The sequence below is a fragment of the Chitinophaga sp. GbtcB8 genome, from assembly GCF_019091455.1.
Taxonomy (GTDB): domain Bacteria; phylum Bacteroidota; class Bacteroidia; order Chitinophagales; family Chitinophagaceae; genus Chitinophaga.
Genome location: NZ_JAGXJN010000038.1, coordinates 66,546 through 89,281 on the forward strand (window position 1 = coordinate 66,546; position 22,736 = coordinate 89,281).

The window sequence follows — 22,736 nt, forward strand, 5'->3', positions numbered from 1 at the left end:
ATATCAGGAATCGCGGATTTTCAATACATTTATATGCTAGTAGCTAACACCCGGTTTCAGCTTTTGAGGCTGGGACGTAAAACAATACTGCTTGTAAAAAATGGCAAAAAGGAAAATTGTGCGTATTCCTGAGTTTCGCATGGCTGATCCGGGATCCAAGGGTATCAAGCTTAGCAGACTCGACCCTGGTACTGAGGTTTCCGGTGAGCACAGTATTGCCTCTCCTCATCGTGATGACCACTACATGCTGATTGTTGTAGAGCAGGGAAAACTAGGTGGGAATATTGATTTTGAGGAAATCGGGGCAGAGGGGCCTTTTCTCATGATTGTGTTTCCCGGACAGGTGCATCTGCTTGCACCGCAAACGCCAATATCTGGCTGGATCATTGATTTTGATCCGGCCGTAGTTGATCCACAATTACGAAACGAACTGGACACCAGGTGTAAAGATCTTTTGCCGATGTACCAATCTCTTTCTGATGCCGCCTTTCAGCAGATTCAAAAATTATTAACTGTAATACAGGTTCTGTATAAGCAGCCTTTGGACACGAGGCATAAAGCAATTGCAGTCATATTAACCGGCGTTTTACACATTATAGATGGCCTGGCTTTAAATATTGCGGGAACAGGGAGCCCAAAAAAGAACAGGCCGCAACAGATCAAACAGCAATTCCTGGCCTTGCTTTACCAGCATTACAGTGAGTGGAAGAAACCCTCCGAATATGCGGAAAAGCTTGCCATTTCTACTGCTCATCTTAATGATACATTAAAGCAACTCACCGGCAGATCAACAATGTCAGTTATTCAGGAACATTGCATAATGGAAGCAGAGCGTTTATTACATTTTACAGATCTAAGTGTAAACGAGATCAGTTACCGCCTTGGGTATCCCAATCCAAGTCACTTCATTGCGATTTTCAGAGCGCAAAAAGGTATTACCCCTTTGCGGTATCGTGCATCAGTTACCTCATAGAAATGAGCGATCCTCAAAAAAGATTTCAAACACAAAATGATTTATAACCCAGGTACATAATAAAAGATCCCACCATTGAGCGGGATCTTTTATTTTAAGAGAGGTTTGCGATGAAAATTCGCCGTGTATCCCCCCCCTATCTGGTACGGTTTAAGAGGCTCATCACCTCAGCTATCTGTTTCATTACCTTCCGTGTGGCCTCTACATTATCAGCCGCTTCTATGAACGATGATCTTAGCGCCAGCAGGCTATCCATAATGGTTACCGGTATTGGTGCATACTTTTCGAGAATAGTGAAGATCTCATCTACCTGCGGCGCTGCATAACTATGGATCTTGAACGTATAAGGCGGATCAAGGAAATAAAGTTTGATCTCAGAAAACCGCAGAATATCCTTATTACTCATTTTCATTTTGCAAAGATACAACTTAAGCACCAGTAGCCGGTTTCTGGTAATTGAAGGGGCCGATCCGAAAGTAAAAAGTACTTTTAGACCGGCCCCATTTTTATAACCTCACAACATAAAATAATTTAACTGACTATCTCGTACAATCTGCCGTCCATGTACCAGTATTGTTTGATACCAGCATCTTTAACGTGCTCGCGGTAACAGTAATACCTGTGATCCCATCACCTATACTCACATAAGTATTGTCATCTTTCTTCTGGAATTTCACCCCTGTAATATTGGGAATGTTACTTCCAAAATCAAATGAATAAGAGTCTCCAACCTTAACTACCGTTACACGCCCATCGCTATCAGTAATGGTTTCATCGCCATTATTGAATGTAATGTTTCCGTTGTAGGTTCCTACAAAAAAATCGTTGTCTGCCGGGTCATCATCCTTGCTACATCCGACAGTAAAAATCAACGTGGCAATAAGCAAGGCGCCCAGAATTCGCATTAGGTTCTTCATAACTATTTTTACCAGATTAAAAGACAAGTACCGTACCAAGTGCAGAATGAGTATTCACACATTATCAGATGAAACAACTTGGGGAAGTGCCTTATATATACTAACTGTACAATTAGCGAAAATTTTACCTCAGTAACCTATACGAGTGCGCAAAGCCACCATTTTCCCCATTGCGTAAATCGTTTTCCGCATCCCGCAAACAACCTCAACGGCTGTATTCTAGCTTCGTGCCATTTCTGGGAGAAAGGCAAACAAGTGTTTTTATAAGCGATGAATGATCATTTCACATGGTATTTCAAATACTGTATGGTATCAATGTGAAAGACGGGCGGATTCCTGTGGGGTTTGTTAACTCTAATATTACCCGATATGGCGAATGTAAAAAATGTAAAGCGCTGGTTCCTTGTACACAAGTGGACCAGCCTTATTTGCACCCTCTTTCTTCTGATGTTATGCCTCACTGGCCTGCCGCTGGTGTTTTATGAGGAAATAGAGGACCTGCAGGGGAAAGCCCAGGCAGCGCCGCCCATGCCGGAAGGCACGCCTATGGCCAGCCTGGACGATATTATCAAAGTAGGTCAGCAACAGCCGCCTAGCCAGGATTAACAGGATCTTACAAAGTGAAGCAGTAAATCGGAAAAAATCCGGCTATTTGCTCTAAAATTTACAACTATTAGGATGAATCACTTTCTTATAAAAAAAGAACCCGCCATTTTGGCGGGTTTGCTATTTTGAGGATATAAAGGCCATTAATTAAGCTCCTTTTATACTTCAACAATAGATGAAGGCAGCTTCTTGAAATAATGTCAGAGGTTACAAATACTCGTTGCAAATGCGTTTGCCGATCTCTGTTAACAAACCTTCATCTATAATGCTTTCACGATAGATGGCATGTGAACAAACCTGGTCATTGGCTACAAACAATATATCCTGACCACCTACCTGCGCGGATATACGGCGAAGCGTTGGTTTTTTCTCAATTGCCAGATAAACATCATATTCGTTTCCCTTATAGGGCACAGTTAATTGTTGCTTTTCCATACAAGACCTATAGCAAAAAAGATACCTAATTCATCAATTTTCATCGATCCATAAACGTTAGCTTTCCTTACATATTTTCGCTTTTTATCATCTTATAATTATATCTCACTTATTCATACTATTAATAATTTGTAAGCCCTTCGGGAGTAAATCTTATAACTTTCCTTGTGGCCTCAAGCTTATTAACAGCAGAGGAAGGTATAATGTTTAGTTTTTTTGGAAGATTTATGCCGGGGCTGTCAGGTGTAAAGAATGTACGCTATTTCCAATACACAATATGGCGCTTAAATTCCCTTTTACGGTTCCACAGCTCTCAAAAAACATATCCTGTATATTCCTCTTAACAATACCTTAATCCCCGCTTAACCTCCCCCTAACATCTCTTCCCGAAATTCGAAGTACAAAGTTTTAACCATCAATTATATTCATTCTAACAACCGGATTTTTACACGATACGCAGGATGACGCAACGGACAGCGCGTTTCCAACTGGAAGAAGAAGCCTATGCCTTTGCCACAATCCCCGCCCCTTATTGTTTGTTTTTTGCTATGTTAACCAGGAAGGGAAGGTTCTCCTTCCTTTTTTGTTTTTACCTACCTTTACACGCTGATACAATGCGTAGCGCTGTATTACATTCATAAAAATCAACACTATTCTTGCTTTTGAATTATGGGAACATCAATCACATGCCCTAATTGCAAACACCAGTTTGTGATGGAAGATGCTTTTGCCGCCGACATTGAAAAGGAAATGCGGGGTAAAATGGAGACGGAGTGGCGCAAACGGATGGAAGGATTACAAGCCGAAAAACAACAGCTGGTACAACAACGCCAGCAGATAGAGCTACAGAAACAGGCACAGGAAGAAGAGCTGAATAAACGCCTGCTTGCTGAAAAAGAAAAAATGCAGGAAAGCCTGTCAGACAACATACGCAAGAACCTCAGCGCCGATTTTGAGAACCAGCTGCGTATGCTGCAGCAAACCAACCAGGAGCAGGAAGAAAAACTACGGGAGGCCCGCCGCCAGGAGCTGGACTTCCTCCGCAAAGAACAGGAGCTGCGCAATAAGGAAGAAGCATTGGAAATAGCCTCGCAAAGAAAGATCCTGGAAGCACGTAACCAGCTTACAGAAGTGATCCGCAAAGAAGAAACAGAACGCAGCCAGCTAAGGGAATCAGAGTTTCAGCTGCGCATGCGCGAAATGGAAAAACAGCTGGAAGACCAGCGCAAGCTGGCCGAAGAAATGAAACGCCGCGCAGAACAAGGCTCCATGCAGCTGCAGGGCGAAGAGCAGGAGCTGGTGCTGGAAGAAATGTTACGGGCCGCCCTCCCTTTTGATGAAGTGCTGGAAGTAGGCAAAGGCGTTAGAGGCGCCGACTGTATACAAACCATCCGCAACCAGTTTGGGCAGGTCTGCGGTAAGATCATTTATGAAAGCAAACGCACCAAAAATTTTTCAAAAGAATGGGTAGAAAAGCTGAAAGCCGATATGCGCAGCCAGGGCGCGGATGTAGCCATACTGGTTACCCAAACCATGCCCAGGGATATGGACCGCTTTGGCGACCGTGATGGCATATGGATCTGCACCTTTACAGAAGTAAAGGCCCTGGCCCTGGTGCTGCGCGATGGTGTAATGAAAGTAGCCGGCGCGCTGAAAAGCCAGGAGAATAAAGGCGATAAAATGCACATGCTGTACAACTACCTTACCAGCAGCGAGTTTGCAGAACAGTGGAAAGCTATCCGTGAAGGCTTCCAGGCCATGAAGCTCTCCATACAAAAAGAAAGGGAAGCCATGGAAAAACTCTGGAAGGCCCGCGAAAAACAGCTGGAAAAAGTATTGCTGAATGCCGCCCATATCAAAGGTTCTGTAGAAGGTATTGCCGGCACCGACTCCGTAGATCTGAAGCTGCTGGAAGATGCGGCAGATGAGCTGCTGCTGGGTACCGACAACGATAAATAAAAAAAAGAAGGGCTACCATATTATTAATTTATTATTATCTTTAATATATGCAAACCCATCAGAAACAATACGCTACCATCATATTTGACCTGGGCGCCGTGCTTATTGACTGGAATCCGCGGTACCTGTTCAACAAGATATTTTCCACCCCCGCGGAAACGGAACATTTCCTGCGGAATATATGCACCTCCGACTGGAACGAGGAGCAGGATGCCGGCAGGGCCCTCACCGACGCTACGGAGCTGCTGGTAAAGCAATACCCCGGTTACGAAGCGCAGATCCGTGCCTATTATGGCCGCTGGAAAGAAATGCTGGGCGGCACTATTGATGATACCGTAGCCATCCTGGAGCAGCTTAAAAGCACCGGCCAGTATAAATTATATGCGCTCACCAACTGGTCTAACGAAACCTTCCCTATTGCGCTCACCCAATACCCCTTTCTGCAGTTGTTTGATGGCATTGTGGTATCCGGCCGTGAAAAAATGAGGAAACCCCACGCCTGTTTTTATGAGCTATTGTTGAACCGCTACCACGTTAATGCAGCCGATGCCTTATTTATTGACGATAACCTGCGCAATGTTACTGCCGCTGAAGCCTGCGGTATAGAAAGCATTCACTTCACCTCTCCTGATCAGCTTAAACAAGTACTCACAGCTAAAGCAATTTTAAGTTAATACCGGACGTTATACATAAGACCCTGATCAATTATCTACTTAACAAAATATTAGGAAGACATTAACATTTCTACAATAAACTTCTGTAACCATACGGGATTCTAATGCGTTGAATATAAAACGCTGGTAAGCTTTCCTAACTATTCTGTCAAACCCGTACGTATACTGGATTTGGCATACTTAGTGTATGATCAAGATCTGGTGAGGCACTAGAACCACAAAGGAGTATTAAACGCGAAACCGTGCAGAACAATATTTCTATGCACTTCCGGAAACCACATTTGGTTACCTGCGGCTGTGGAAGCGGCATAGGAGAAATATTGCATGCAGGGATCAGCTATCTGATCAACAAAATTAAATTTCAAGAGAGATGAAAAAGAGAAGACTTTGGTTTATCATGAGTGCTGCGGTAGCCTTTACCACCCTGATTTCCCTCAATAGCTGCCGTAAAGATCCGCTGAATGATATGACGGATGAAGAGTCCCGGATCTATATTACCAACCGGGATAGTACAGCAAATTTTAGTTCCTACGCTACTTTCAGCATTGTAGATTCTGTGGCGGTAGCCAGCAATGGTACAGAGGCAAAACGTGCGCTCACAGACTACGATAAACAATTGATAGCAGCTGTAAAATCGGCCATGCAGGCAAGAGGTTATACCCTGGTGGATAAAGCTGCAAAACCGCAGCTGGCCGTGAACCTGACCCGTATTGATGATACCTACAGCAGCAGCTATTACGATGCCGGCTACTGGTCTGGCTGGGGCGGTTATTACGATCCGTTCTATTGGGGCTATCCCGGTTATGGTTATTACTTCCCCTCTTATTACACCGTGTACTATAAAGAGCGGGCCGTATCCATTGACCTGGTGGACCTGAAGAACGCCCAGGCGGATAAGCAGCTGAATGCTATATGGAATGCGATGTTCAGAGGTTCCGGTGTGTGGGACAGTAATAACATCACTAACATGGTGACCGCCGCATTTGCGCAATCAGCTTACCTGAAGAAATAATAGTAGTTACTTTAAAACTGAAGACGATGTTACGCTTAAAGAATTGGATCTTGATCATAGCAGGGTGCCTGGGTATGCAGGCTGCATCCGCACAGGTACGCCCTCCTTTGTCCTTTAATATTAATTATTCCATTGCACAACCCTTTGGTTCTGTGAAGGATTATAGTGATAAAACCAGCTTCCGCGGATGGCAGGCCGGCCTGCAATACATGATCTCCGACCAGATCGGGGTAGGTATAAAAAGCGGCTTCCAGGATTTTTATGAAAGAGCGCCCCGCGCGGTATATCCTACAAAGGGTGGCGATATTTCTGCAGTACAAACACGTACCTTGCAGGTAATACCGGCTCTGGCCACAATACAATATCAATTTACCAAGCCGGATGCAATAGTTATACCCTATGCGTCGTTAGGTATAGGAGCGGCCAATATGAATTACGAGAAATACTGGGGTGAATTTGTAGATAAGGATAACAGCTGGCATTTTATGGTCAGCCCGGAATTAGGAATTAATATACCATTTGGCAAAGCTTCGCCGTTATTATTTAATGCAAGTATCGAATACAACTACGCTTCCTACAAATTAGCCGAGATCACCAACTTTAGTACGTTACAAGGAAATATTGGTTTGCGCTGGCATATCAACTAAAGTTTGTCCATATTCTATCAAGGGAAGCCGTGTAAATATCGGTTGCCCCGCTAGCAGAAGGCTGGCGGGGCTTTTTTATGCAGTGAAGGCTCACCTTTCACTCATGAACTTTTTAAAACCGGGAGAATATTTTTCCTGCACTTTGCCCGCTGCATCTTTGTAAATGAAATACGCTTCCAGCCCGTATTGCGGGTACCTGCGCAGGAAAGCCAGGGCTTTATCTACCCCCATTAGTATAAGGGCATTATCAAAACCATCTGCCGTAATACAGTCTTTGGCAATTACCGTTACACTGATAATATTATTATGTAAGGCCTGCCCGCTGTGCGGATCAATGGTATGGGCAAAGCGGGTACCGCCCTGGTCAAAAAAACGGCGGTAGTTGCCGCTGGTGGCAATGGCTTTGCTGGAAAGGTATAATAAGGTTTGTACAGGATAATCGCTGCTATCGGGCGATGGGCCTTCAATGCCAATGCTCCAGGTTTTGTGCTGTGCGTTCTGCCCACGGGCGCATAATTCCCCGCCTACATCTACCAGGTAATTTTCAATACCCTGCTGCTCCAGGAAGCGGCCCAGCACATCTACCGTGTATCCCTGTGCAATGCCGTTACAGTCTATTTGCACGCCGCTTTTTTGCTTACTGAGCACAGACCCGTTCACCTGCAAATAGCGATAACCTACCAGCTGTAAACGCTGCTGCAGGGTATCTGCCGGCGGTATACCCTGCCAGGCCGGTTTCACAGGGCCAAAACCCCAGGCATCCACCAGCGGCTTTACAGTAACATCAAATGCACCGCTGGTAGCGCGGCTTACCTGCAAAGCACGGGTAATAACGGCCTGCATATGCGCATCCATCTGCACCTGCCGGCCGGCATTAAACTGGCAGATCAATGATCCGGGCTGGTATAATGATAAGGATCGGTCGATGGCCGAAAAAATAGAATCAATACGGGTTTGCAGCGATACCGTATCCCGGCTGATGTATTTAACAATGTAATAAGTACCCTGGGCTTTGCCTTCACTTACCTGTAAATGCTGCGCAAATGTGGAACCAGGAAAGAGGATATATGATATGAGTAATAAGATGCAGAATACCTTCATACTTCGTTTCAATGGAATGCATCAATACCTGTAATATCCATACCGGTGATCAGCAGGTGAATTTCATGAGTGCCTTCGTAGGTGTTCACACTTTCCAGGTTCATCATGTGGCGCATAATGGGATATTCGCCGGTAATGCCCATGCCGCCTAAGATCTGGCGGGCATCGCGGGTTATGTTGGCAGCTATTTCGCAGGAGTTCCTTTTAGCCATGGAGATCTGTGCAGGCGTTGCTTTCCCTTCATTCTTCAATACACCTAAGCGCCAGTTCAGCAGCTGTGCTTTGGTGATCTCCGTGATCATTTCCGCCAGCTTTTTTTGCGTAAGCTGAAAACCGGCAATGGGACGGTCAAACTGGATCCTTTCTTTGGCGTAGCGCAGGGCAGTATCATAACAGTCCATGGCAGCGCCTATTACGCCCCAGGCAATGCCGTAACGGGCGGAGGACAAACAGCTCAAAGGTCCCTTCAGCCCTTTAACATTCGGTAATATATTGGCTTTAGGTACGCGTACATTATCAAATACCAGCTCGCCGGTGGCGCTGGCGCGCAGGCTCCATTTGCCCTTGGTTTCCGGGGTGGTGAAGCCGGTCATGCCCCTTTCTACTATAATGCCGCGGATATCGCCCTGGTCATCCTTGGCCCATACTACGGCAATATCTGCAAAGGGAGCATTGGAGATCCACATTTTGGCGCCATTCAGGATCACATAATCCCCGTCTGCTTTAAAATGCGTGATCATACTGGCGGGATTAGAGCCATGGTCCGGCTCTGTGAGCCCAAAACAGCCCATCATTTCACCGGTGGCCAGCCTGGGCAGGTATTTACGTTTCTGCTCTTCGCTGCCAAAAGTAAAAATAGGATACATTACCAGGGATCCCTGTACAGAGGCGGTGGACCGCACACCGCTATCGCCCCGTTCCAGCTCCTGCATCATAAGCCCGTAGGCAATATGATCCAGCCCGCCCCCACCGTATTCTGTGGGAATGGTAGGACCCAAACACCCCAGCTGTCCCAGCCCGTGAATGATCTTGGACGGGAAGGTAGCCTGCTGGCAATAGTCTTCAATAACCGGTGATATTTCCTTTTTTACCCACTGGCGTACCGCATCGCGGACTAGCAGATGTTCTTCGGTTAACAACGCATCTACTGCAAAGTAATCTGGCGACTGGAAAAGATCTTTCCCCATGTGAATCACTTTTATCAGCAATATACTGATTTAGGATTTTAGATGTAACTTGGGCCCAAAATAAGGGAGTTATGTCGAGCAAATTATTCCCTGCGATGTTGCTGGTAGGGTTTTTGGTTGTACTGATCGTGTCATTTAAACCCACTGCTGTTACCCGCTCCATTGCTAATAAAGCTGTTTCCGATACACCTAAGGTAGAAATGAAAAAGTATTGGATGGTTTTCCTGAAAAGGGGGCCACAACGTAACCAGCGTGCAGCAGATGCAGCCCGTATACAAGATAAACATCTGGCCAATATTAACCGCCTGGCAGCTTCCGGCAAGCTGATGGTAGCCGGCCCTTTTGGGGATGATGGCGACCTGCGGGGCATTTTCATACTGGATTGTGCAGACAGCGCCGAAGCGGTAGATATTGTACGTACTGATACTGCGGTGATCACCGGCCGCCTGGCCTTTGAAATAAAACCCTGGTGGACTGCCAAAAACTGCGTGTTTAAATAAAATGCTGAACGCTGAATGCGAAATGCTGAACGCTCCCCTGCATGTTTGAGTAACCCACCTGCCTATTTATAATTACATACGATTTTACTGTTTCTATGCGCTTTTACCTGAGGTGCGATGCGTCTTTAATAAGAAATGCATGCGCTTTTAATATGGACTGCTCATGAACTTCACTAGGGATTCACTAGGGAAAAACATGGGATCCAGTAGGGAAACTCATGAGAAACTCATGGGAAAGACACGGGAAACAGGCCCTTCAACTTTCAATATTTTCTTATCCTCCACAAGATTAGTTTGCAGGTTTTTGCAGGTTTTTTACTATCACTTGCTTCTTTTTGCTTGTTTGTTTGCGTTTTTGTGCCGATATTAAAGTAACCAATGTCTATTTCGCTGTTCCGTTATGCTTAAAAAAGAAAGGCAAACCTATATACTTCACCAGGTAAACCTGCATAACCGGGTATTATCTGCCGATCTGAGCCAGGAGATCAAGGTATCGGAAGATACCATCCGGCGCGATCTGGCAGAGCTGGCAGACCAGGGAAAGCTTATTAAAGTACATGGCGGGGCTTTATCACAGGGATATCATTTCTCCGTGCATGCACAACAGGTATACGCGCTGGATGAAAAAAAGTGCATTGCGCAAAAAGCCGCAAAACTGATCCAGGATGGCATGTTTGTGCTTACCACCGGGGGCACTACCATCATAGAGCTGGCCCGGGCATTGCCGCCGGAGTTAAAAGCTACCTTTTTTACCGTAAGCCTTACGGCAGCCATTGAATACATGCAGCATCCGAACATTGAAATTATTCTCATAGGCGATAAACTATCAAAAAATGCGCAGATCACTGTGGGGGGTGAAGCGCAGGCCAAGATCAAACAAATTAAAGCAGATATCTGTTTCTTAGGGACCAACGCCATTGATGCTACTCATGGATTAACGGAAAACGATTGGGAGGTCATGCAAATTAAAAAGGCCATGGTAACCAGCGCACAAAAGGTAGTAGCGCTTACCATTGCAGAAAAGGTGAATACCGCACAGCGCATACAGGTATGCGATATACACGGCATTCATACACTTGTTACTGAGCTGGCGCCAGATAGCCAGGTATTATCCGCTTATAAAAAACAAGGACTGGAAATTCTTTAATCTACGATCTCAGATTTTAGATCTGCTAAAAGCGAAGACTGTAGCGGCTTCCACTTATGTGATATATTTTTTATGAATGTAGATAATGATTCCATTTCACACAATCAAATCTAAAGATCGTAGATCGTAGTACATCTAAATTTAAACTTGTAAACAGTTATGAACAATTTGTTATTACCAGCATGCAGGAAATGGCGGCTATTATGCCTCTTCCTGTTAACCGGGTTAAGTGTTACGCAGGCCTTTGGGCAGGTGCGTATAGCCGGTAAAGTTACCAGCCCCGAAGGCGCCGGCATACCCGGCATCACAGTACAAATAAAAAGTACTACCTATGGCGCGGTAACCGGCACAGATGGCGGCTTTAGCTTTAATGCCACCTTAAAACCCGGCTCCTATACCGTAAAATTCTCCGGCGTTGGTTTTGCCAGCAAAGAACAAGCCTTACAAATAGGCGATGCCAGCACCTACAGCATGATCACCCAGCTGTCTGAAGATGCTTTAGGCCTGGATGAAGTAGTGGTGACTGGTACTACAGAAGGTACTACCCGTAAACAATTAGGTAACTATATCAGTACGGTGAAAGCAGAGCAGCTGACCAAAGGCGCTACCGGTAACGCCCTTGCAGCCCTGCAGGGCAAAACTGCCGGTGCGCAGATCTCGCAGAACTCCGGCGACCCTGCCGGTGGCATCTCTGTAAGGCTAAGGGGTATCAGCACTATTACCGGCTCTTCTGACCCGCTGTACATTGTGGATGGTATTATTGTAAATAATGCCACCAACCGCGTAACCAATACTGCCGGCACTTACGACGGCGCTAACTTTATTGGCACTGTTGGCCAGAACAGGATGGTGGATATTAATCCGGCCGACATTGACCATATAGAAGTGCTGAACGGCGCTGCAGCAGCCGCTATCTATGGCTCACGCGCCAATGCAGGGGTGGTGCAGATCTTTACCAAAAGGGGCAGCTCCAGCGCACCGGTGGTAAGCTTCTCCACCAGCATGATGGTAAGCCAGCTGCGTAAAAAGCTGGATGTGAACCAGGCGCCCATTAAATTCGGCGGCTCACCGGATGTGCAAACGCAGGACATCTTAACCCCTACGCTTACCAATACCACACCGGTGCAGCGGTACGATTACCAGGACTATATTTTCCATACCGGTTTAGGTACAGATAATAACGTGTCTGTAAGCGGCGGCAGGGACAAAACAAAATATTATGCCTCTGCATCCTATTTCTACAACCAGGGCATTATTAAGAATACAGATTTTCAGCGTTACAGCTTCCGCCTGAACCTGGATCAGCAGCTCACCGACTGGATGAGCTTTAATGCCGGTGTGAACTACATTAACAGCGCAGCGGATGAAAAGCCGGATGGGAACTCTTTCTACTCTCCCATGAACTCTGTTACTATTATTGCCAACGAGCACGATATTTTTACCCGTGATGCTGCCGGCAACCTGAAGGCAGTAGGTGAAAGAGGCCGTGTAAACCCGGTATCTGTAATAGAAGATTTTAAGCAGAAACAGCAAACCAGCCGCGTACTGGCCAATGTGGGCCTGAAAGTGTACCCGGTAAAGAACCTTACCCTGAGCTATAACCTGGGTATTGATAACTACAGCCAGCAGGGCAATACCTTTATGCCGCCCTTTGCCTACAATGTAAGCACTGGTTTCTTTGGCGGCGGCCCTACCCTGGATGCTACGCAGAATGGTTATGCCAGTACCGCTACCGATAACTTTTTCCAGATCAACCACGACCTGAGCGCCAACTACAAATGGAATATCTCCGACAAGTTTGGCGCTACCACACAGGTAGGTTACTCTGTACAATATGAAAAGAACAACTACCTGCTTACACAAGGCAGGGGCCTGGCGCCGTTTGTAGAGGCGGTGAACAGCGCAGCTACTCCCTTACCTACGGCAGACAGCCGCAGTGAGATATCCATTTCCGGTGTGTACCTGCAGCAGGGCTTCCAGTACAGGAACCAGCTGTTCCTGACCGGCGCGGTGCGTATGGATGGCTCTTCCGTATTTGGTAAGGATGAGCGCAACCAGGTATATGTGAAAGCCAGCGGCAGCTATGTGTTATCAGAATCTGATTTCTGGAAAGATGCCAGCGTAAACAACTGGTGGAACTTACTGAAAGTGCGTGCCGCTTACGGTGAATCCGGTAACCTCACCGGTATTGGCGCGTATGACCGTTTTAATTCTTATACACCTAATGCATTTAATTCAAAAACATCTTTTGCAGGCAGTACTATTTTAGCTAATGAAAATGTTGCACCGGAACGCCAGAAGGAAATTGAAATTGGTACAGACATGGCTTTCCTGAATAACCGCATTGGCTTACAATTTAACTACTATAACAAAAAGGTGAATGACCTGCTGCTGAACCGCGTGGTAGCCCCTACCACCGGCTATTCCAGCTACCAGAACAATATTGGTTCCCTCCAGAACAAAGGGATAGAGGTAGTACTGAACCTGGTGCCGGTGGTAAACAAAAATTTCCGTTGGGACGTAACCGGTATATTTAACCGTAACCGTAACAAGGCATTGAAAATAGGTCAGGCGCTGATCCTGTATGCTACCAATGGCGGCGCGCCAGTGGCTATCCTGGAAGGCCAGCCGATCGGCGTATTCTATGGTTCTTTCTTTGCGCAGGATCCAAATGGTGCTGAGCTGAAGAATGCAGCTGGTATACCGCAAATAGAAAAGGGTACACAGAACAGTCCTTTATCGTATACACCTCAACGTGATGCTGCAGGCCTGCCCACCGGTACTACGCTCCGTAAGATCATAGGTGATCCTAACCCGGATTATACGGCATCTTTGGTGAATGAGTTCAGCTATAAAAAACTCAACGTACGCGTGCAGTTAGATGCGGTGCAGGGCAATGATGTATTTAACGCTGACTTCCGCACCCGCCAGGGCGTAGGAAATGGTAAAGTAGCAGAACAGGAGTACCTGGGACAGCTGCCCCGCGGTTATATATCCGGTGTATACAGTGTAGAACAGTGGCGTATTGACGATGGGTCTTTTGTAAAACTGCGCGAAGTATATATCGGCTACAACATAGGTAAGATCAAAGGTTTCCGCGATCTGACCGTAAATGTGAGCGGCCGTAACCTGATATCATGGGATAATTACAAAGGTTACGATCCGGAAGTGAATGCAGCCGGGCAAAGTACCGTTTTACGCGGTATTGACTTTGGCCCCGTACCGGTGCCAAGAACATTTAGTGTGGGCCTGTCTGCAAAATTCTAACTATTAAAAAGCATTGTATGAAAAAAATAATAGCGGGTATCTGTATCGCCAGTACGTTGTTGAGTGTATCCTGTAAAAAGGATTTCACTAACCCGTCTGCAGCAAAAGAAGATGATGTTTTCACCTCCACGCAGGCGGTAACAGCCGTTGCGGTGGGTTTACAACGTATTTATTCAACCAACCGCGCAGGCTCATTATATAACATTGTTACGGCAAATGGTTTCAGCACCAATGAGCTGTTGTTGCGTAATGAGGGGAACGTACCGGAATTTCAGCTGAGCGTTGGAGGCGGTACTGTTGATGGCACCAATACCATACTGGCCAACATCTGGGCCAATAGTAATAAGATTATTTTTGATGCCAACCGTGTGATTGACTATGCAAATACCATGGATGACAAAGCCTATGCCAGTGGCTTAATCGGGTATGTAACAATTTTTAAGGCGTTGGCTCTGGGCAATATGTCTATGTACTGGCAGCAAGCACCAGATAGCGCAGGCACCTTAACTACCAATGCATCTTTTATTGACCGGGTAGCAGGCTTTAATAAAGCCATTGGCTGGATTGACCAGGCTTTAACAACCATAGCCGCCACCGCACCCAGTACCGGTTTTATGAATAATATTCCAAAGGGCATAGATGTTACCAACACATTAAAGGCATTAAAAGCCCGGTATGCTTTATTTGCCGGCAATTATGACCTGGCGCTTGCCACGGCGCAAAGTGTAACGCTAAAACCAGCTTTAATGCTGTATGACCCGGTATTTCCGAATCCGATCTGGGAAACTGCATCTTCTACCAACAACGTATGGCAGGTTATAGATTCTACCCTGGGCTTACCCGTAGGGCTGCGGCCTGACATGGCGGATAAACGGGTGCTTTATTATACCTGGATTGACACCACCGGGAATGCTCCCCGTTATAAGATCAATGGGTTTGGCCGTAACAACACTACGCCCTTTCCAATTTACATAGCTGGAGAAATTACCCTGATAAAAGCAGAAAGTTATGCCCGTAAGAATGATCTCACAAACGGGTTGATCGAATTAAATAAAGTGGTTACCAAAAAAGCTGCGGAAGATTCACTGGGTGTTGGCGCTGCCTTACCTGCCATTACAGGCCCGCTTTCACAGGCGCAGCTGCTTACGGCTATTTATCAGAACCGCTGTATAGAGCTGTATATGTCCGGCCTGAAAATGGAAGATATGCGCCGCTTTAACCGCCCGCTTACAGAACGCAGAAGGAACTTTTTCCCCTATCCGTTTGCTGAAAGGGATAACAATCCCAACACACCTGCGGATCCTGATTTTTGAGGAAACGTTATAAGCATAAAAAAAGAAGTAGGATCAGCGTCCTACTTCTTTTTTTTTATGCTATTCCAATATCTTATTTCCTACATTGTTTGCGATACTGCCTGCGATAAATACTCCGCCATTTCCCGCTGGTATTGCAGCGCCGCCTGGCGGGCATCTGCGGCAAAATCATCGCCGTTACCGGCATAGATTATAGCGCGGCTGGCATTCACCAACAATCCGCAATCTTTATTCATAGCCAGGGAAGATATTTCCTGCAGGCTGCCGCCCTGTGCGCCTACACCGGGCACCAGGAAAAAATTGTCCGGTGCCAGTTGGCGGATAGCTGCCAGCTGCGAGGTTTGCGTAGCGCCTACCACAAACATCAGGTTATCAGGCGTACCCCATTCCATGGTGGTGCGGATCACTTTTTCGTACAGGTATTCATCTCCTACCCTTTGCATTTGAAAGTCCTGCGCGCCTTGGTTGGATGTAAGGCCCAGCACAATGGCCCATTTTTCCGAAAACTGCAGGAAGGGTTCTACACTGTCGCGGCCCATGTAAGGGGCTACGGTAACAGCGTCGAAATTATAGGTATCAAAGAATGTTTTGGCATATTGGGTGGCGGTGTTGCCTATGTCGCCGCGTTTGGCATCGGCAATGGTAAAAATGCCGGTGGGAATGTATTCTACCGTACGTTGTAAGCTTTCCCAGCCGCGCATGCCCATGCATTCGTAAAAAGCGGTGTTGATCTTGTAGGATACGCACAGATCGCGGGTAGCATCAATAATGGCTTTGTTAAAGGCAAATACCGGGTCTGCGTGTGAGAGCAGGTGTTTCGGGATCTTGTGGATGTCCGTGTCCAGGCCAACACACAGATAAGATTGTTTTTCCTTGATCAGGCCCACTAATTCCTGTCGATTCATAGTCAGTTAAATTTGGGGCGCAAAGTTAAGCAAAACTTAATCATTGCAGGTGATTGAAATATTTGATTTGATCCATTGTTCGTGGCACATTGTCCACTGCGTATATTAACAGGTAAGCTTCCTGGGTTACTCGGTTGTTGTTCTGGCATGATGGCTACTGTTGGCAAAATCAGACTCACCCATTAAAGTTCTGCTATTTTTGGCAAATTCAGCCGATCATTTTTTCACAATTCCGGGTACTGAATGTGGATTGCAGGGAGCAGCCCGCCTGGCATTTAAATTTTGATCTTCCGGATTTACTTATTAACTTATCCACCGTAAGCAGATTATAACACCCAGAGGTTAACTGCAGTACCGCATGACCTGATCTTCACCCGTTTATGAACAGTACATGCCTGGCTGCACCCTCCACGTTCACTGAAAAAATTACCATGCAACAACGCTTTTTTTTACTCTTTTCCATCTTCCTGACACTGACCCTGCAATCGAATGCACAAAAGTTGCCTTCTATTGGCGTTTGCAGCAGTTATAAGAACGACAGCATATTTGGCCCAGCCGGTTATGTATATATAGAAGATGGGGTAAGCCACCTGCTTGCGCCCACGGTGAGCGAGGAGCAGTTTAAGGCGCAGGTAGCCGACCTGCAGCATACCCGCTGCAAAGTAGAAACCTGTAACGGTTTTATTCCCGGTACTATTAAAATTGTGGGACCGCAGGTAAATGAGGCCCGGGTACTGGGTTATATAGATACGGTAATGCAACGTGCGCAAAAAGCCGGCATACAGCTGATAGTGCTGGGCAGCGGCGAGGCCCGTAGAATACCGGAGGGCGTGGATCATGCCGTGGTGAAAAAGGAATTTATAACGCTTTGCCGCAAAATGGCGGAAGTAGCGGCGCGTTATGACCGCATTATTGCTATAGAATGCCTGAACCGCACGGAAACCAATTTTGTAAATACGCTGGAAGAGGCGAATGAAGTGGTGAACGGCGTTCACCATCCGAATTTTAAACTAACGGCCGACATGTACCATATGTTAATGGAACATGAACCCGCAGCCCATATTGACAATGCCCGCGGTAACCTGGTGCACTGCCATATTGCAGAAAGGGAAAAACGCGCTGCACCGGGTGTAGCCCAACAGGATTTCCGCCCCTACTTTGCTGCCCTGCACCGCATTGGCTTTGAGGGCCGCATTATGGTGGAATGCCGCTGGGATAACATGGCTGCGCAGGCTAAACCGGCACTGGAATATTTACAAAAACAGCTGGAAGAAACTTATAAGGACTAACAACCTCATACAATTTTAAAACTGGTACATATTAACGGCTAACGGTTAAACGCCGGCAGCTGACAGCTCAAAAAATTATCTGTTATATGAACAACTCACGTCGTGATTTCCTGAAAAAATCTATTATGGGCGGGGCCGGTATCACCCTCACTGCTATGGGTATGCCAGCCAGCAGCTATGCGCGTATCCTGGGCGCTAATGACCGTGTAAATGTAGGACTGGTAGGCTTTTCAGACAGGGCGCGCCAGGCGCTGCTTCCCTGTTTTTTTGCCAACAACAAGGAGCTGAACTTTGACCTGATCGGCGTATCTGATATCTGGAACCGCCGCCGCGATGAAGGCAAAGCTTTCCTGGAAAATAAAACAGGCCATAGCATACAGACCTATGTGAATAATGATGAACTGTACAAGAATAAAGACCTGGATGCAGTGATCATTGCCACGGCTGACTTCCAGCATGCTTACCATACCATTGAGGCAGTAGGCCATAAAATGGATGTGTACTGCGAAAAACCTTTTGCTGAAACCATGGAGGATGCACGCGCTGCGCTGAAAGCGGTAAAAGGCTCCGGCAAAATATTCCAGGTAGGTACGCAACGCCGCAGTGGCCCCAGCTACCATGCTGCTGCTAACTTTATAAAAGAAGGCAAATTCGGGCCTATTACTATGGTGGAAATGACCTGGAACGTGGACCAGCCCGGCCGCTGGCGCCGTCCTGAACTGGTAAAATCCATCCGTGAATCTGATACTGACTGGAAACGCTTCCTGGCAGGCCGCCCGCAGGATAGCTGGGATCCGCGCAAATACCTGGAGTTCCGCCTGTTCTGGCCTTATTCCAGCGGCATTTTTGGCCAGTGGATGACCCACCAGATAGATACCGTACACTGGTTCAGCGGATTGAAACATCCCCGTTCTGCTGTAGCTAATGGCGGCATTTATGTATGGAAAGACGGCCGTGCAAATGCAGATACCTTAACCGCAGTGTTTGAGTACGGGCCGGAAGATGATCCCAAGAGCGGCTTCCAGGTAATGTACAGCTCCCGCTTCCATAACTCTGCCGGCGGTATTAAAGAGATCTATTTCTCCAACGGCGGCACCATTGATATGGATAGCAATAAGATCAGCCATACCGGCGGCTTAACAGAAAGGGAAGCGCAGGAAATGGGCATGCATGCCAACCTGCTGCCGGATATTACCCTGGCCAGCGATGCTGTTAAAGCTACTACCAGCGCCAATACCGGCGGTGATGCATTAACCAACGGGCATGTGCGTAACTGGATGGAGTGTGTACGTTCCCGTAAGGAAACCAATGCGCCCATAGAAGCGGCTTACTCCCACTCTATTGCACTGATCATGGGCAACGCTGCTTACCGCACCGGCCAGAAAGCAACGTTTGATGAAGGCAAGCAGGAAGTGATGGTAGGCGGGAAAGCGTTTATTATGTAAAGAATGCAAAATGTAAAATTTTAAATCATAAATGTAAAAGTGAAATGCCGCGATACGAGTACTGACTCATGTTCGCGGCATTTCACTTTTACATTTAAAATTTTACATTTATGATTTTACATTCTTTTGGGTCAGCCCTATCATTTCCTCCGTTTCTCCATCTCCTCCGCAATCCGCAGCGCATCTTCATCGCCACGTTGTTTCAGGTGATGGATCACGCTGTTATAATCACGATCATTCTTATTCTGGCTGAGCTTATAACGTGCCTGCACATCTGCTATCGTCATTTCAAAACCTACAATAGCTTTGAGGTTATTGTGTAATTCTTTTTCCGGGATGTCGTGCAAATGCACGGGATGTTCGGAGGCGGCCTCATAATGGTTCATCAGCTTTTCAAGAGACGCTGCTAATTCTTCGTCCGTTAAAATGCGCATGGGGCCATAGATGTGTACCGCAATGTAATTCCAGGTGGGTATCTTCTCCTTCTCATACCAGGAAGAGGAGATGTATGCATGCGGGGCTGTGAAAATAGCCAGGGCCGGGCCGCTGGTAAAGCTCTCCCACTGCGGGTTATTTTTTGCGATATGTCCTTTCAGCACAAAAGCCCCATCTGCCTTTTCCTCCAGCTCAATGGGAATATGTGTGGCCAACGGCGTACCGGCAGCTACATTGACCAGGATACCAAAACCGTTTTCGCGGATAAAGGAGGAGATCTCCTGCCAGTTGGTTTCCTGATTTATTTTAGGAACGTGCATAAGATCACAATACTATTTCTACGATCTTCGTTGGCTCCATATTGGCATTGCGCATGGCTATGCTGCGGGCAGCATTACCGGCAAATTCAATGAACGCATTTTTCGTGATCTCATCTTTGCCTACCATTACCGGCTCGCCTTCATCACCGCCTTCGCGGATGCTTTGCACCAGGGGTACCTGTCCCAGGAAAGGAATTTCCATATCTTCTGCCAGGCGTTTACCACCGTCTTTTCCAAAAATGTAATATTTGTTATTGGGCAGCTCTGCCGGTGTGAAGTAGGACATGTTCTCCACCAAACCAATGATGGGTACATTCACCTGCTGGCCATTGAACATCATGATGCCTTTTTTAGCATCGGCCAGGGCTACGTCCTGCGGGGTGGTTACAATCACTGCGCCGGTAACCGGAACGGTTTGTACCAGCGTCAGGTGAATATCGCCGGTGCCGGGCGGCATATCAATTACCAGGTAATCCAGATCGCCCCAGTATACATCCGTAATAAACTGGCGCAGTGCGCTGCTGGCCATGGGGCCGCGCCAAACCACGGCCTGCTTTTCATCTATCAGCAACCCGATAGACATCAGCTTAATACCGTATTTTTCCAGCGGCACTATCATGCCTTTACCATCCACATTAGTCATTAAAGGCCTTTCACCACGTACGCCAAACATAATGGGTACAGAGGGGCCGTAAATATCGGCATCCATCAACCCCACGGTGGCGCCGCCTTCTGCCAGGGCCAGCGCCAGGTTGGCCGCTACAGTGGATTTACCTACGCCGCCTTTACCGGAAGCTACTACAATAATATTTTTAACGTTAGGCAATACAGCTCTGCCGTCTTTACGGTTAGAGTTTACGTTGGCGGTCATATTCACCTGCACCTGCGCCTCTTTGCTCACCATCAGGTGGATGGCGGTGATACAGGCGTTGCGGATCATATCTTTCAGCGGGCAGGCGGGCGTGGTAAGTACTACGGTAAATGTTACTTTATTGCCGTCTATCTCTATGTCTTTCACCATGTTCAGTGTTACCAGGTCTTTGCCAAGGTCCGGTTCTTCTACATTGCTCAAAGCCTGTAACACCTGCTCTTTTGTGATCATAAAAAGTTGTTAAATTTGATTCCAGACTGCAAAGTTAACCTAATCGGGGGTTAATTTGGGCTATAAATTATAGTTTTTGTCAATGTGGTCATAAGCAATGGAACATTTGACAATTTCTTTTATCTTAGGACCACATGCGAAAGATTAGTTCCTACATACTGTTATTCTTTTTCTTATTATCTCCCTTCCTGCTGAAAGCGCAATTCACGCAGTTCAAAGACAGTATTATCCAGATCTCCGGTATTACTATGACGGCAGACAGCCTGCGGGCCATTCCGGCAGTAAGCGTGGTAATAAGAGGCCAGGGCCGGGGTACCATCTCCAATAGCCAGGGTGTATTTTCCATTGTGGCGTTTAAAGGAGATACCTTGTCGTTCACAGCGGTAGGTTTCAAAAGGAAAGTGTTCCGCATACCTACTGACCTGAAAGGCAATAATTTTTCCATAATACAGCTGATGGTGGAGGATACTACTTACCTGCCGGTAACCATCATTAAGCCCTACCCCACCAAAGAAGAATTTGAAAAAGCTTTCATTGGCGATGATATACCCGATGATGAATATGAAATAGCCCGTAAGAATACGGATGCCGCCAGAATGCGGGCCCTGGCGCGTTATTTGCCGGTGGACGGGCGTGAGGCGTCGAACATGTACATGAAAAAACAGGCGCAATCCCTCTATTACGCCGGGCAGCAGCCACCCCAGAATATCTTTAACCCGCTGGCCTGGGCACAATTCATACAGGCCTGGAAACGGGGCGATTTCAAAAGAAAAGACGATTAGTTAATGTGCAGATATGCAAATATGCAGATGGGCAGATGGATTGACATTTGCAAAAATGTTTGTACCTGAAATTTTCTCATATTTGCACATCTGCACATTTGCATATCTGGACATTGTTATCGAACACTAAAACAAAAACGCATGCAACAAATAGCTGTTATTGGCGCCGGAACTATGGGAAACGGCATAGCCCACGTATTTGCACAGCATAATTATAAAGTAAACCTGATAGATGTTTCTGCGCCTGCGCTGGAAAAAGCCTTGGGCGTTATCGGGAAAAACCTGGACCGGCAGGTGGCCAAAGGCAGCATTAACGAAATCGTGAAAACCGAAACCCTGCAAAACATTACTACCTATACTTCCCTTGCAGACGGTGTTAAGAACGCAGGGCTGGTAGTAGAAGCAGCCACGGAAAACATTACCCTGAAACTGAAAATATTTGCAGAGCTGGACCAGCACGCGCCGGCAGATGCGATACTGGCCACCAATACCTCCTCTATTTCCATTACCCGCATTGCTGCAGCCACCAAAAGGCCGGAGAAAGTAATAGGCATGCACTTTATGAATCCCGTACCGGTTATGAAACTGGTAGAGGTCATTAACGGTTATGCTACGGATGCGGAAGTTACCCGCACCATTGTAACGCTGTCTGAAAAGCTGGAGAAAGTGCCCTGCGTGGTGAATGATTACCCGGGCGTTATTGCTAACCGCATCCTGGTG

At 46.7% G+C, this 22,736-nt stretch carries 22 protein-coding genes; 14 read left to right on the plus strand and 8 right to left on the minus strand.

All coding sequences use genetic code 11. The features are described from left to right. Nucleotides 1–100: 100 nt before the first annotated feature. Nucleotides 101–973 (plus strand): AraC family transcriptional regulator, encoded by an 873-nt coding sequence (locus KVT36_RS25880; protein WP_217606345.1) that lies wholly within the window; start codon nucleotides 101–103, stop codon nucleotides 971–973. 136 nt (nucleotides 974–1,109) lie between these two features. Here KVT36_RS25880 and KVT36_RS25885 read toward each other — a convergent pair whose 3' ends face one another. Together KVT36_RS25885 and KVT36_RS25890 are read right to left on the minus strand one after the other, a co-directional pair. Continuing rightward, entirely contained in the window at nucleotides 1,110–1,379 is a 270-nt protein-coding gene (locus KVT36_RS25885) for a hypothetical protein (RefSeq protein ID WP_217606346.1), read from the minus strand. Between the two features lie 133 nt (nucleotides 1,380–1,512). Further along, nucleotides 1,513–1,890: a hypothetical protein gene (locus KVT36_RS25890; protein WP_217606347.1), complete on the minus strand. Its 378-nt coding sequence runs from the start codon at nucleotides 1,888–1,890 to the stop codon at nucleotides 1,513–1,515. 369 nt (nucleotides 1,891–2,259) lie between these two features. Here KVT36_RS25890 and KVT36_RS25895 point away from each other — a divergent pair, with 369 nt between their 5' ends. Continuing rightward, nucleotides 2,260–2,496: a PepSY domain-containing protein gene (locus KVT36_RS25895; protein WP_217606348.1), complete on the plus strand. Its 237-nt coding sequence runs from the start codon at nucleotides 2,260–2,262 to the stop codon at nucleotides 2,494–2,496. A 207-nt stretch (nucleotides 2,497–2,703) separates the two neighbouring features. Here KVT36_RS25895 and KVT36_RS25900 read toward each other — a convergent pair whose 3' ends face one another. After that, on the minus strand, nucleotides 2,704–2,931 hold the full coding sequence (locus tag KVT36_RS25900) for a hypothetical protein (protein ID WP_217606349.1): 228 nt from the start codon (nucleotides 2,929–2,931) through the stop codon (nucleotides 2,704–2,706). Nucleotides 2,932–3,645: 714 nt separating this feature from the next. Here KVT36_RS25900 and KVT36_RS25905 point away from each other — a divergent pair. From KVT36_RS25905 to KVT36_RS25920, 4 genes are all read left to right on the plus strand, one after another. Further along, complete coding sequence (locus KVT36_RS25905; RefSeq protein WP_254640206.1) at nucleotides 3,646–4,890, plus strand: DUF2130 domain-containing protein; 1,245 nt, start codon at nucleotides 3,646–3,648, stop codon at nucleotides 4,888–4,890. A 47-nt stretch (nucleotides 4,891–4,937) separates the two neighbouring features. Further along, entirely contained in the window at nucleotides 4,938–5,564 is a 627-nt protein-coding gene (locus tag KVT36_RS25910) for an HAD family phosphatase (protein WP_217606351.1), read from the plus strand. 370 nt (nucleotides 5,565–5,934) lie between these two features. Further along, a complete protein-coding gene (locus KVT36_RS25915) occupies nucleotides 5,935–6,576 on the plus strand; it encodes a DUF4136 domain-containing protein (RefSeq protein WP_217606352.1) in 642 nt (213 codons plus the stop codon). Nucleotides 6,577–6,602: 26 nt separating this feature from the next. Beyond that, complete coding sequence (locus KVT36_RS25920) at nucleotides 6,603–7,223, plus strand: OmpW family outer membrane protein (RefSeq protein ID WP_217606353.1); 621 nt, start codon at nucleotides 6,603–6,605, stop codon at nucleotides 7,221–7,223. Nucleotides 7,224–7,313: 90 nt separating this feature from the next. Here the strand turns inward: KVT36_RS25920 and KVT36_RS25925 are convergent, their stop codons facing one another. Then, nucleotides 7,314–8,324 carry an FAD:protein FMN transferase gene (locus KVT36_RS25925; protein WP_217606354.1) on the minus strand — a complete coding sequence of 337 codons (1,011 nt, stop codon included), beginning with the start codon at nucleotides 8,322–8,324 and terminating at the stop codon, nucleotides 7,314–7,316. A gap of 8 nt (nucleotides 8,325–8,332) precedes the next feature. Beyond that, the gene (locus KVT36_RS25930) at nucleotides 8,333–9,511 is read right to left on the minus strand and encodes an acyl-CoA dehydrogenase family protein (RefSeq protein ID WP_217606355.1); all 1,179 of its coding nucleotides are present in this window, start codon (nucleotides 9,509–9,511) and stop codon (nucleotides 8,333–8,335) included. Nucleotides 9,512–9,582: 71 nt separating this feature from the next. On the opposite strand from KVT36_RS25930, the gene KVT36_RS25935 reads away from it, so the two are divergent. The 4 genes from KVT36_RS25935 to KVT36_RS25950 all read left to right on the plus strand — a co-directional run bounded on the left by KVT36_RS25935 (nucleotide 9,583) and on the right by KVT36_RS25950 (nucleotide 15,738). Then, nucleotides 9,583–10,011: a YciI family protein gene (locus KVT36_RS25935; RefSeq protein ID WP_217606356.1), complete on the plus strand. Its 429-nt coding sequence runs from the start codon at nucleotides 9,583–9,585 to the stop codon at nucleotides 10,009–10,011. Between the two features lie 400 nt (nucleotides 10,012–10,411). Next, entirely contained in the window at nucleotides 10,412–11,158 is a 747-nt protein-coding gene (locus KVT36_RS25940) for a DeoR/GlpR family DNA-binding transcription regulator (protein ID WP_217606357.1), read from the plus strand. Nucleotides 11,159–11,317: 159 nt separating this feature from the next. Beyond that, the gene (locus tag KVT36_RS25945; RefSeq protein WP_217606358.1) at nucleotides 11,318–14,425 is read left to right on the plus strand and encodes a SusC/RagA family TonB-linked outer membrane protein; all 3,108 of its coding nucleotides are present in this window, start codon (nucleotides 11,318–11,320) and stop codon (nucleotides 14,423–14,425) included. 17 nt (nucleotides 14,426–14,442) lie between these two features. Further along, nucleotides 14,443–15,738 (plus strand): RagB/SusD family nutrient uptake outer membrane protein, encoded by a 1,296-nt coding sequence (locus KVT36_RS25950; protein ID WP_217606359.1) that lies wholly within the window; start codon nucleotides 14,443–14,445, stop codon nucleotides 15,736–15,738. 80 nt (nucleotides 15,739–15,818) lie between these two features. Here the strand turns inward: KVT36_RS25950 and pyrF are convergent, their stop codons facing one another. Further along, complete coding sequence (gene pyrF, locus KVT36_RS25955) at nucleotides 15,819–16,643, minus strand: orotidine-5'-phosphate decarboxylase (RefSeq protein ID WP_217606360.1); 825 nt, start codon at nucleotides 16,641–16,643, stop codon at nucleotides 15,819–15,821. Nucleotides 16,644–17,023: 380 nt separating this feature from the next. Here pyrF and KVT36_RS25960 point away from each other — a divergent pair, with 380 nt between their 5' ends. Next, complete coding sequence (locus KVT36_RS25960) at nucleotides 17,024–17,932, plus strand: sugar phosphate isomerase/epimerase (protein WP_217606361.1); 909 nt, start codon at nucleotides 17,024–17,026, stop codon at nucleotides 17,930–17,932. An 86-nt stretch (nucleotides 17,933–18,018) separates the two neighbouring features. Further along, on the plus strand, nucleotides 18,019–19,377 hold the full coding sequence (locus KVT36_RS25965; protein WP_217606362.1) for a Gfo/Idh/MocA family protein: 1,359 nt from the start codon (nucleotides 18,019–18,021) through the stop codon (nucleotides 19,375–19,377). A 140-nt stretch (nucleotides 19,378–19,517) separates the two neighbouring features. Here KVT36_RS25965 and KVT36_RS25970 read toward each other — a convergent pair whose 3' ends face one another. Together KVT36_RS25970 and KVT36_RS25975 are read right to left on the minus strand one after the other, a co-directional pair. Continuing rightward, the gene (locus KVT36_RS25970) at nucleotides 19,518–20,132 is read right to left on the minus strand and encodes an FMN-binding negative transcriptional regulator (RefSeq protein WP_217606363.1); all 615 of its coding nucleotides are present in this window, start codon (nucleotides 20,130–20,132) and stop codon (nucleotides 19,518–19,520) included. A gap of 4 nt (nucleotides 20,133–20,136) precedes the next feature. Then, nucleotides 20,137–21,234, minus strand: coding sequence for an Mrp/NBP35 family ATP-binding protein (locus KVT36_RS25975; protein WP_217606364.1), 1,098 nt, complete (start codon nucleotides 21,232–21,234; stop codon nucleotides 20,137–20,139). Nucleotides 21,235–21,368: 134 nt separating this feature from the next. On the opposite strand from KVT36_RS25975, the gene KVT36_RS25980 reads away from it, so the two are divergent. Then, on the plus strand, nucleotides 21,369–22,016 hold the full coding sequence (locus tag KVT36_RS25980) for a carboxypeptidase-like regulatory domain-containing protein (protein WP_217606365.1): 648 nt from the start codon (nucleotides 21,369–21,371) through the stop codon (nucleotides 22,014–22,016). Nucleotides 22,017–22,157: 141 nt separating this feature from the next. Beyond that, nucleotides 22,158–22,736: 3-hydroxyacyl-CoA dehydrogenase family protein (locus KVT36_RS25985; RefSeq protein ID WP_254640204.1), on the plus strand; the 579-nt coding region annotated here is incomplete at its 3' end.

Bases quoted from the DNA above. Each gene is read 5' to 3' on its own strand.
- KVT36_RS25880 (WP_217606345.1), top strand. From the start codon at position 101: ATGGCAAAAAGGAAAATTGTGCGTATTCCTGAGTTTCGCATGGCTGAT.
- KVT36_RS25885 (WP_217606346.1), bottom strand. From the start codon at position 1,379: ATGAGTAATAAGGATATTCTGCGGTTTTCTGAGATCAAACTTTATTTC.
- KVT36_RS25890 (WP_217606347.1), bottom strand. From the start codon at position 1,890: ATGAAGAACCTAATGCGAATTCTGGGCGCCTTGCTTATTGCCACGTTG.
- KVT36_RS25895 (WP_217606348.1), top strand. From the start codon at position 2,260: ATGGCGAATGTAAAAAATGTAAAGCGCTGGTTCCTTGTACACAAGTGG.
- KVT36_RS25900 (WP_217606349.1), bottom strand. From the start codon at position 2,931: ATGGAAAAGCAACAATTAACTGTGCCCTATAAGGGAAACGAATATGAT.
- KVT36_RS25905 (WP_254640206.1), top strand. From the start codon at position 3,646: ATGGAAGATGCTTTTGCCGCCGACATTGAAAAGGAAATGCGGGGTAAA.
- KVT36_RS25910 (WP_217606351.1), top strand. From the start codon at position 4,938: ATGCAAACCCATCAGAAACAATACGCTACCATCATATTTGACCTGGGC.
- KVT36_RS25915 (WP_217606352.1), top strand. From the start codon at position 5,935: ATGAAAAAGAGAAGACTTTGGTTTATCATGAGTGCTGCGGTAGCCTTT.
- KVT36_RS25920 (WP_217606353.1), top strand. From the start codon at position 6,603: ATGTTACGCTTAAAGAATTGGATCTTGATCATAGCAGGGTGCCTGGGT.
- KVT36_RS25925 (WP_217606354.1), bottom strand. From the start codon at position 8,324: ATGAAGGTATTCTGCATCTTATTACTCATATCATATATCCTCTTTCCT.
- KVT36_RS25930 (WP_217606355.1), bottom strand. From the start codon at position 9,511: ATGGGGAAAGATCTTTTCCAGTCGCCAGATTACTTTGCAGTAGATGCG.
- KVT36_RS25935 (WP_217606356.1), top strand. From the start codon at position 9,583: ATGTCGAGCAAATTATTCCCTGCGATGTTGCTGGTAGGGTTTTTGGTT.
- KVT36_RS25940 (WP_217606357.1), top strand. From the start codon at position 10,412: ATGCTTAAAAAAGAAAGGCAAACCTATATACTTCACCAGGTAAACCTG.
- KVT36_RS25945 (WP_217606358.1), top strand. From the start codon at position 11,318: ATGAACAATTTGTTATTACCAGCATGCAGGAAATGGCGGCTATTATGC.
- KVT36_RS25950 (WP_217606359.1), top strand. From the start codon at position 14,443: ATGAAAAAAATAATAGCGGGTATCTGTATCGCCAGTACGTTGTTGAGT.
- pyrF (WP_217606360.1), bottom strand. From the start codon at position 16,643: ATGAATCGACAGGAATTAGTGGGCCTGATCAAGGAAAAACAATCTTAT.
- KVT36_RS25960 (WP_217606361.1), top strand. From the start codon at position 17,024: ATGAACAGTACATGCCTGGCTGCACCCTCCACGTTCACTGAAAAAATT.
- KVT36_RS25965 (WP_217606362.1), top strand. From the start codon at position 18,019: ATGAACAACTCACGTCGTGATTTCCTGAAAAAATCTATTATGGGCGGG.
- KVT36_RS25970 (WP_217606363.1), bottom strand. From the start codon at position 20,132: ATGCACGTTCCTAAAATAAATCAGGAAACCAACTGGCAGGAGATCTCC.
- KVT36_RS25975 (WP_217606364.1), bottom strand. From the start codon at position 21,234: ATGATCACAAAAGAGCAGGTGTTACAGGCTTTGAGCAATGTAGAAGAA.
- KVT36_RS25980 (WP_217606365.1), top strand. From the start codon at position 21,369: ATGCGAAAGATTAGTTCCTACATACTGTTATTCTTTTTCTTATTATCT.